This is a genomic window from Nakamurella sp., assembly GCF_048594475.1.
In the GTDB taxonomy this organism is placed as follows: Bacteria; Actinomycetota; Actinomycetes; order Mycobacteriales; family Nakamurellaceae; genus Nakamurella.
This window is the reverse complement of sequence record NZ_JBMDXT010000490.1, coordinates 1-6,899: the sequence shown is the minus strand read 5'-3', so window position 1 is coordinate 6,899 and position 6,899 is coordinate 1. Positions and strand designations below refer to the sequence as shown.

Below are 6,899 nucleotides of genomic sequence, written 5' to 3'. Positions count from 1 at the left end.
CGGGGTCCGCGGGTGGGCGGGGACCCGGGTCCCGGGTAGCCGGTGACCCGCCCCGAGTGTGAAGATGGTGCCCCTTTCCGACGCGTAATGGGGCACCTCCTGCACACTCGGTCGAGGCCGGGCGAGCCGGCCCGGCCGCACCGGTCAGCCGGCCTCCTGGCCGATCTCCTTCTTGCCGAACCCGACCGCGTGGAAGCCGCCGTCGACCATGACCATCGACCCGCTGGTCGCCGGGAACAGATCCGAGAGCAGGGCGACCGCGGCCCGGGCCACCGGCGTCGGGTCGGCGGTGTCCCAGCCCAGCGGGGCCCGGCCGGTCCACCCGTCCTCGAGGTCGGAGAAGCCCGGGATCGACTTGGCCGCGATGGTCTTGATCGGTCCGGCGGACACCAGGTTGACCCGGATCCCCTTCGGCCCGAGGTCACGGGCCAGGTAGCGGGTCACCGATTCCAGGGCGGCCTTGGCCACGCCCATCCAGTCGTAGGCCGGCCAGGCCTGCCGCGCGTCGAAGTCCAGGCCGACGATGCTGCCGCCGTCGGTCATCAACGGAAGCGCCGCCACGGCCAACGATTTGAGCGAGTACGCGGACGTGTGCACGGTGGTCGCGACGTCCTCCCACGGGCAGTCCAGGAAGTCGCCGCCCAGGGCGGTCGCGGGCGCGAACCCGATGGAATGCAGCACGCCGTCGAGCCGGTCGACGTGCTCGCCGACCCGATCGGCCAGAGAGTCCAGCTGGGACTTGTCGGTGACGTCCAGCTCGACCACCGGGGCCGGGGCGGGCAGCCGCTTGGCGATCCGCTCCACCAGCGAGAGCCGGCCGTAGCCGGTGAGTACCACGTTCGCGCCCTGCTGCTGGGCCAGCCGCGCGGTGTGGAAGGCCATCGAGGCCTCGGTGATGATGCCGGTGATCAGCAGGTTCTTGCCGGCCAGCAGATCGCTGCCGAGATGATCGCCCATGGCGTGTGTTCCTCCGGGTCGGTGCAGGCGGGTGGGTGCAGGCGGGTCGATGCGGGCGGGTCGATGCGGTGGTGCGGATGCGGGAATCCGGCGGCCCGGTGACGGCACGTGCCGGGGCGGCGGCCGGACGACCGGGTCGGGCGCGGGTCAGTGGCCCATCCCCAGCCCGCCGTCCACCGGCAGGACGGCGCCGGTGATGTAGGCGGCCTGGTCGGAGGCGAGGAAGGCGACCGCGGCGGCGACCTCGTCCGGGGCGGCGTAGCGCCGCAGCGGGACCTGGGCGACGATCTCCGCCCGGCGGGTCTCGGGCAGCGCCTTGGTCATGTCGGTGTCCACGAAGCCGGGGGCGATCACGTTGGCCGTGATGTTGCGCGACCCCAGCTCGCGGGCGATGGACCGGGCCAGGCCGACCAGACCGGCCTTGGAGGAGGCGTAGTTGGCCTGCCCGGCCCCGCCGGACAGCCCGACCACCGAGGAGATGAAGATCATCCGGCCCCAGCGCTTGCGGAGCATCCCGGTGGCGGCCCGCTTGGCGACCCGGTAGGCGCCGGTCAGGTTGGCGTCGATGACCGAGCTGAAGGTGTCCTCGGTCATCCGCAGCAGCAGCGTGTCGTCGGTGATCCCGGCGTTGGCGACGAGGATCTCGACCGGACCCTGGGTCGCCTCGACCTGGGCGAAGGCGGCATCGATGCTGGCCGAATCGGTGACGTCGCAGATCACCCCGGCCAGCCCGGCCGGCGGCTCGCCGCTGCGGTGGGTGACCGTGACGCGGTGACCGGCCGCGGCCAGGGCCCGGGCGATGGCCAGTCCGATCCCCCGGTTGCCGCCGGTCACCAGCACCGACCGCCCGGTCGGGGTCGACCCGGCCGCGGACCCCGCGTCGGCGGGTGCGGAGGGGCTCGTTGCGGGGGTTGCTGCCTCGGTCACGTCGTCCATCCCGTCGGTCTTGCCGGCTCGTCCTGCCGGCCCGGCGTTCCCGGGGCGGCGGCCGCCGGACGGAGGATCGGGGCACCGCCGTCCCGCTGCCGCGTCAGACCCTATCCGCCCAGGGGCGGCGCGGCCCGGCGCGCCGGGCCGCGCGTCCACCGAATGCGCGGACGCAGGCGCGTCCCGACCCGCCGCCCGGGGAACGGGCGGCGAGCGCGTCAGGGGATGCGCGCGGTCAGCACCAGGGCGGCCGCCGATCCGAGGACGACGAGCATGGTGCCGGCGATGAGCCACGGCTTGGACACGTCCTGCTGCTTGGTCTCGTAGCCGATCTGCTCGCCCAGCTGGGCGTAGATCGACTTGAGCTCGTCGGCGGTGGCCGCCTTGTGGAAGTCCCCGCCGGAGATCTGGGCGATCTGCTGCATCGCCTCCGTGTCCAGCGGGACCGGGATGACCTCGTCGTTGACCGTGATCGAGCCGTTGTCGGTGCCGAATGCGATCACCGAGACCGGGACCTTGGCCTGCGCCGCGCGTTCGGCGGCATCCTGCTCGGTCCGGCCGACGGTGCGCTTGCCGTCGGTCATGAGCACGATCCGGGCCGGCGGCGGGCCGGTGTCGGTGCCGTCGGTGGGCAGCGTCTTGGAGAACAGGTCGATCGTCTGGAGGCTGGAGATGATCGCCTCACCGGTCGCCGTGCGCTCGTCGAGCTTGAGCCCGTCGATCGCCTGGTGCGCCACGGCGCGGTCGGTGGTCGGGCTGACCAGGACCGTGGCGATGCCGGCGAACGAGACCAGGCCCAGGTTGACGCCCGGGGTGAGCTCGTCGACGAACGAATGCGCGGCCTCCTTGGCCGCGTCGAGCCGGTTGGGCGCCACGTCCGTGGCCTCCATCGACAGCGACACGTCGATGTCGAGCATGACCACGGCCCGGTTCCGGGGCTCCTTGGCCTCGGCGGTCGGGCCGGCCAGGGCGACGGTGAGCAGCATCAACCCGACCAGGATCAGCGCGGTCGGGACGTGCCGCCACCAGCCGGGCCGCCGGGGGGCGACCTTGTCCAGCAGCTCCAGATTGGCGAACCGGACGGTGTTGCGGCGCCGGCGGCGCTGGGCGATCAGGTAGCCGAGGCCGAGCGCGAGCACGACCAGGCCCGCGGCCAGCCACCAGGGGGATGCGAAGTCCATCACTGCCACGCCTCCCCGCCGCGCGGGGTCCGGTTCGGCGTGCCGGGGGCGGCGGCCCCGGTCCACCCGCGCTTGCGGCCGACGATGAACCGCAGGACGTCGGCGATCCAGTCGCCGTCGGTGCGCAGGGTCAGCTGCGCCGCACCCGCGCGGCGCAGCGCCCCGGCGACCTGCGCCCGGTGCTCGGCCGACGCCCGGGCGAACGCCGCCCGCAGCGGCCCCGAGGTCGAGACCTCCTTGGTCCGGCCGGTTTCCGGGTCGACCAGGGTGACCAGGCCGACGGCGGGCAGTTCGAGATCGCGCGGGTCGATGATCTCGACGGCGAGCAGGTCGTGCCGGGCGGACAGCCCGCGCAGCGGGCGTTCCCAGTCGACCGGCCCGATGAAGTCGGAGATGACCACGGCCAGCCCGCGCCGGCGGGGCGGGCGGCGCAGTTGCTCCAGGGCGGTGCGCAGGTCGCCCCGGTCACCCGGCTCGGCCCGAGGGTGGGTGGCCAGGTCCCGCAACAGGTGTTCCAGGTGGGGCCGGCCACCGCGCGCCGGGATCCGGGACAGGGTCGACCCGGACGCCACGACGGCCCCGATCCGGTTGCCACCGCCCCGGGTGAGGTGACCGATGGCGGCCGCGGCGGCCACCACCAGATCCCGCTTCTCGCATCCGACGGTGCCGAAGTCCAGGGACGCGGAGAGGTCGGCGACCAGCCACGTCTCCAGCTCGCGGTCGGCGACGGTCTGCCGGATGTGCGGCTCGGTGGTCCGGGCGGTGACCGACCAGTCCATCCGGCGGACGTCGTCGCCCGGGTGGTACGGACGGGCATCCCCGGGCTCGGTGCCCGGACCGGGCACCAGGCCGAGGTGGTTGCCCTGCAACAGCCCGTCCAGCCGGCGGCGGACGGTCAGCTCCAGGGTGCTCAGCGCGCCGTCCAGCCGGGCCGGATCAGCGGTCCGGGGTGGCGCGCCGGGGTTCGGCGGGATGTCGGTATCGGTCATCAGTCGCTCATCAGGCGCTCATCAGGCGGTCACCGGCACCGGCCCCGGCTGCACGTACGGGCTGACCTGCGGCAGCGGGATCGCCTGGAGCAGGCGGGTCAGCACGGCCTCGACCGGGACGCCGTCGGCGAGCGCGTCGTAGGACAGCACGAGCCGGTGCCGCAGCACGTCGGCGGCGACGTCGATGACGTCCTGCGGCACGACGAAGTCGCGGCCGCGGACCAGGGCCAGGGCGCGGGCCGCGGCAATCATGCCCAGCGAGGCCCGCGGGGACGCACCGTAGGACAGCCACCCCGCGACGTCGGTCAGACCGTGCTCGGCCGGCGTGCGGGTGGCGAACACCAGCCGCACGACGTAATCGACCAGGGCGTGGTGCACGAACACGTTCGCCGCGACCTGCTGCAGCCGGGCCAGCTCGGTGATCGGCAGCACCTGGTTCGCCGACGGCGGGGTGACGCCCATCCGGTAGACGATCTCGCGTTCCTCGTCGGGCGATGGGTAGTCGACCAGCAGCTTGAACAGGAAGCGGTCGCGTTGCGCCTCCGGCAGCGGGTAGACGCCCTCGTTCTCGATCGGGTTCTGGGTGGCCAGGACGAGGAAGGGATCGGGCATCGGGAAGGTCTTGCCGCCGATCGAGACGTGGCGCTCGGCCATCACCTCCAGCAGCGCGGACTGCACCTTGGCCGGCGCCCGGTTGATCTCGTCGGTGAGCACGAAGTTGGCCACCACCGGGCCGAGCTCGATGTCGAACTGCTCGCGGCCCACCCGGTAGATGCGGGTGCCGAGCAGGTCGGACGGCACCAGGTCGGGGGTGAACTGGATGCGGTTGAACGTCCCGCCGACGACGCGGGCGAACGTCTCGACGGCCAGCGTCTTGGCCACGCCGGGCACGCCCTCGATCAGCAGGTGCCCGCGGGCCAGCAGCCCGACCAGCATGCGCTCCACCAACCGGTCCTGACCGACGATGATCCGCTTGACCTCGAAGACGGTGCGTTCGAGCAGCGCCGCGTCGGCGGACGGCAGCACCGGGGCGCCCGGCGGCCGGTGCTGGCCGCCCGGGCCCGGCGGGAAGCCGGCGGGCGGTGCTGCGGTCGTCCGTCCCCCTGGAGCGCCCGGAGGCGGGCCGGCGGTCCCCCCGTTCGACGAATCAGTGCTCAACGATCCTCCTGTGTCGCGGCTGCGCGTCCGGCCGGCCGCGTGATCGGCACCGTCGCCGGACCGCCCCGTCACCAGACTGCCCCAGAGTGCCATTGTCCGGACCGCCGGCGTCGGGTCGGGCCACCGGCCGGGGCCGCGGACCGGGATTCACAGGCGATCCCCATCGACCTCCCGGGCTTCCCCGGTGACCAGCGAAGGCAGGTCGTCGGGGGTGTCCACGTCGACGGCGGCCCGTTCGTGCCCGCGCACCGGCACCGCGTCCAGCGGGCCCAGCAGCTCCCGCAGCGACCGGCCGGCCCAGTCGCTCCGCCGGCCCACCGCGTCGATCAGGGGCCGGAGGCGCCAGACCCCGATGAGCCATTGCCACCGTCCCCGGGCGTCGAGCAGGACGGCGCCGGCCGGTCCGTCGGGTTCGTCGAGCCGGGCACACAGCGCTGCGATCGCGGCCGTGTCCAGCGCCGGCAGGTCGGCGGCGAGCAGGGCCACCGGCGACAAGGCCGGCAGCGCCGGGGGCAGCGCGATCAGGCCGGCGGCCACCGCCGCGGCCGGGCCGGCGCCCGGCGGATCCTCCCGCACGACGACGATGCCCGACGGCACCGACCGCGCCGGGCCGACGACGACGGTCGGGACGCCCGGGACGGCGCCGAGCGCCACCTCCAGCAGGGTCCGGCGGCCGGCCCGCAAGGCGGGTTTGTCCACCCCGCCGAGCCGGCGCCCGCCCCCGCCGGCCAGCACGATCGCCGCCGCCGGACCGTTGCTCACGGGCACGATGATGCCCGCTCGGACCCGCCGGGCTCAGCTCGGCCGCACCGCGCCGATGTAGCCGTCCCAGTACATCGACGAGATCTTGACGTAGCTGCCCGAACTGGGTGCCTCGATGATCTGGTTGTTGCCGATCCAGATCGCGACGTGGTGGATGGTGCTCGGGTCCGAGGTGTTGTTGGCGAAGAACACCAGGTCACCCGGCTGCAGGTCGCCCCGGGAGATCTTGTTGGACTCACCGGTGTACTGGTAGACGGAGTAGTGCGGCAGGTAGACGCCGACCTGCGCCCACGCGTACAGCGCCAGCCCCGAGCAGTCGAAGCCGACCTTGGCGTAGTCGCCGTAGCGGTCGGCCACGCCGCCGTCCCGGATGCCCTGGGTCGGCCCGTTGTAGTCGCCGCCGCCCCACGCGTAGGTGGTGCCCAGCCACTGCATCGCCGCGTCGACGACCTGCTGGCCTCGCGAGGACGAGCTGCCCGACGAGGACCGGGCCGAGGTGTAGGACGTCGACTGGGCCGCCGCCACGGTCCCTTCGCAGGCGACCCCGTTGCCGTTCGGATCCAGCGCGGCCCGGTAGCCGGGGTCGCCGCGCTTCATCGGGGCCACCCCCGCGGCCCGGGCGTCGTCGCAGGTCGCGTAGCTGACCTCGGCGGCCGCCTGGCCGGACGACCCGCCGTCGCAGGCCACGCCGTTGTTGTTCGGGTCGAGCTCGGAGCGGTAGGACGGGTCGTCCCGCGGAATCGGCCCGCGGCCGGCGGCCCGGGCGTCGTCGCAGGTCGCGTAGTACGGACCGCCGGAGTTGGCCGCGGCCTCCTGCGCGGCGCGGGCCGCCTGGTTGGCCGCCTCCTGCGCGGCCGCCTGACGCTCGGCCTCGGCCTCCGCGGCGGCCTGCGCGGCGGCTGCCTCGGCCGCCGCCTGGGCCGCG

The 6,899-nt window shown here is 74.2% G+C and carries 7 protein-coding genes; all 7 read right to left on the bottom strand.

What is annotated here, in order from left to right; translation table 11 throughout:
* Positions 1-144: 144 nt before the first annotated feature.
* Positions 145-957 carry an enoyl-ACP reductase FabI gene (gene fabI / locus ACOJUF_RS22250; protein ID WP_420123998.1) on the bottom strand — a complete coding sequence of 271 codons (813 nt, stop codon included), beginning with the start codon at positions 955-957 and terminating at the stop codon, positions 145-147.
* A 147-nt stretch (positions 958-1,104) separates the two neighbouring features.
* A complete protein-coding gene (gene fabG / locus ACOJUF_RS22245) occupies positions 1,105-1,884 on the bottom strand; it encodes a 3-oxoacyl-ACP reductase FabG (protein ID WP_420123997.1) in 780 nt (259 codons plus the stop codon).
* Positions 1,885-2,102: 218 nt separating this feature from the next.
* Positions 2,103-3,074: a VWA domain-containing protein gene (locus tag ACOJUF_RS22240; protein WP_420123996.1), complete on the bottom strand. Its 972-nt coding sequence runs from the start codon at positions 3,072-3,074 to the stop codon at positions 2,103-2,105.
* Positions 3,065-4,054 carry a DUF58 domain-containing protein gene (locus tag ACOJUF_RS22235; RefSeq protein WP_420123995.1) on the bottom strand — a complete coding sequence of 330 codons (990 nt, stop codon included), beginning with the start codon at positions 4,052-4,054 and terminating at the stop codon, positions 3,065-3,067. The genes ACOJUF_RS22240 and ACOJUF_RS22235 overlap by 10 nt, the downstream gene beginning before the upstream one ends.
* 21 nt (positions 4,055-4,075) lie before the next feature.
* Positions 4,076-5,080 carry an AAA family ATPase gene (locus ACOJUF_RS22230; protein WP_420123994.1) on the bottom strand — a complete coding sequence of 335 codons (1,005 nt, stop codon included), beginning with the start codon at positions 5,078-5,080 and terminating at the stop codon, positions 4,076-4,078.
* A 279-nt stretch (positions 5,081-5,359) separates the two neighbouring features.
* A complete protein-coding gene (locus tag ACOJUF_RS22225) occupies positions 5,360-5,974 on the bottom strand; it encodes an NTP transferase domain-containing protein (RefSeq protein ID WP_420123993.1) in 615 nt (204 codons plus the stop codon).
* A gap of 33 nt (positions 5,975-6,007) precedes the next feature.
* Positions 6,008-6,899, bottom strand: an 892-nt coding sequence (locus ACOJUF_RS22220) for an excalibur calcium-binding domain-containing protein (protein WP_420123992.1), incomplete at its 5' end; no start/stop codon positions are given.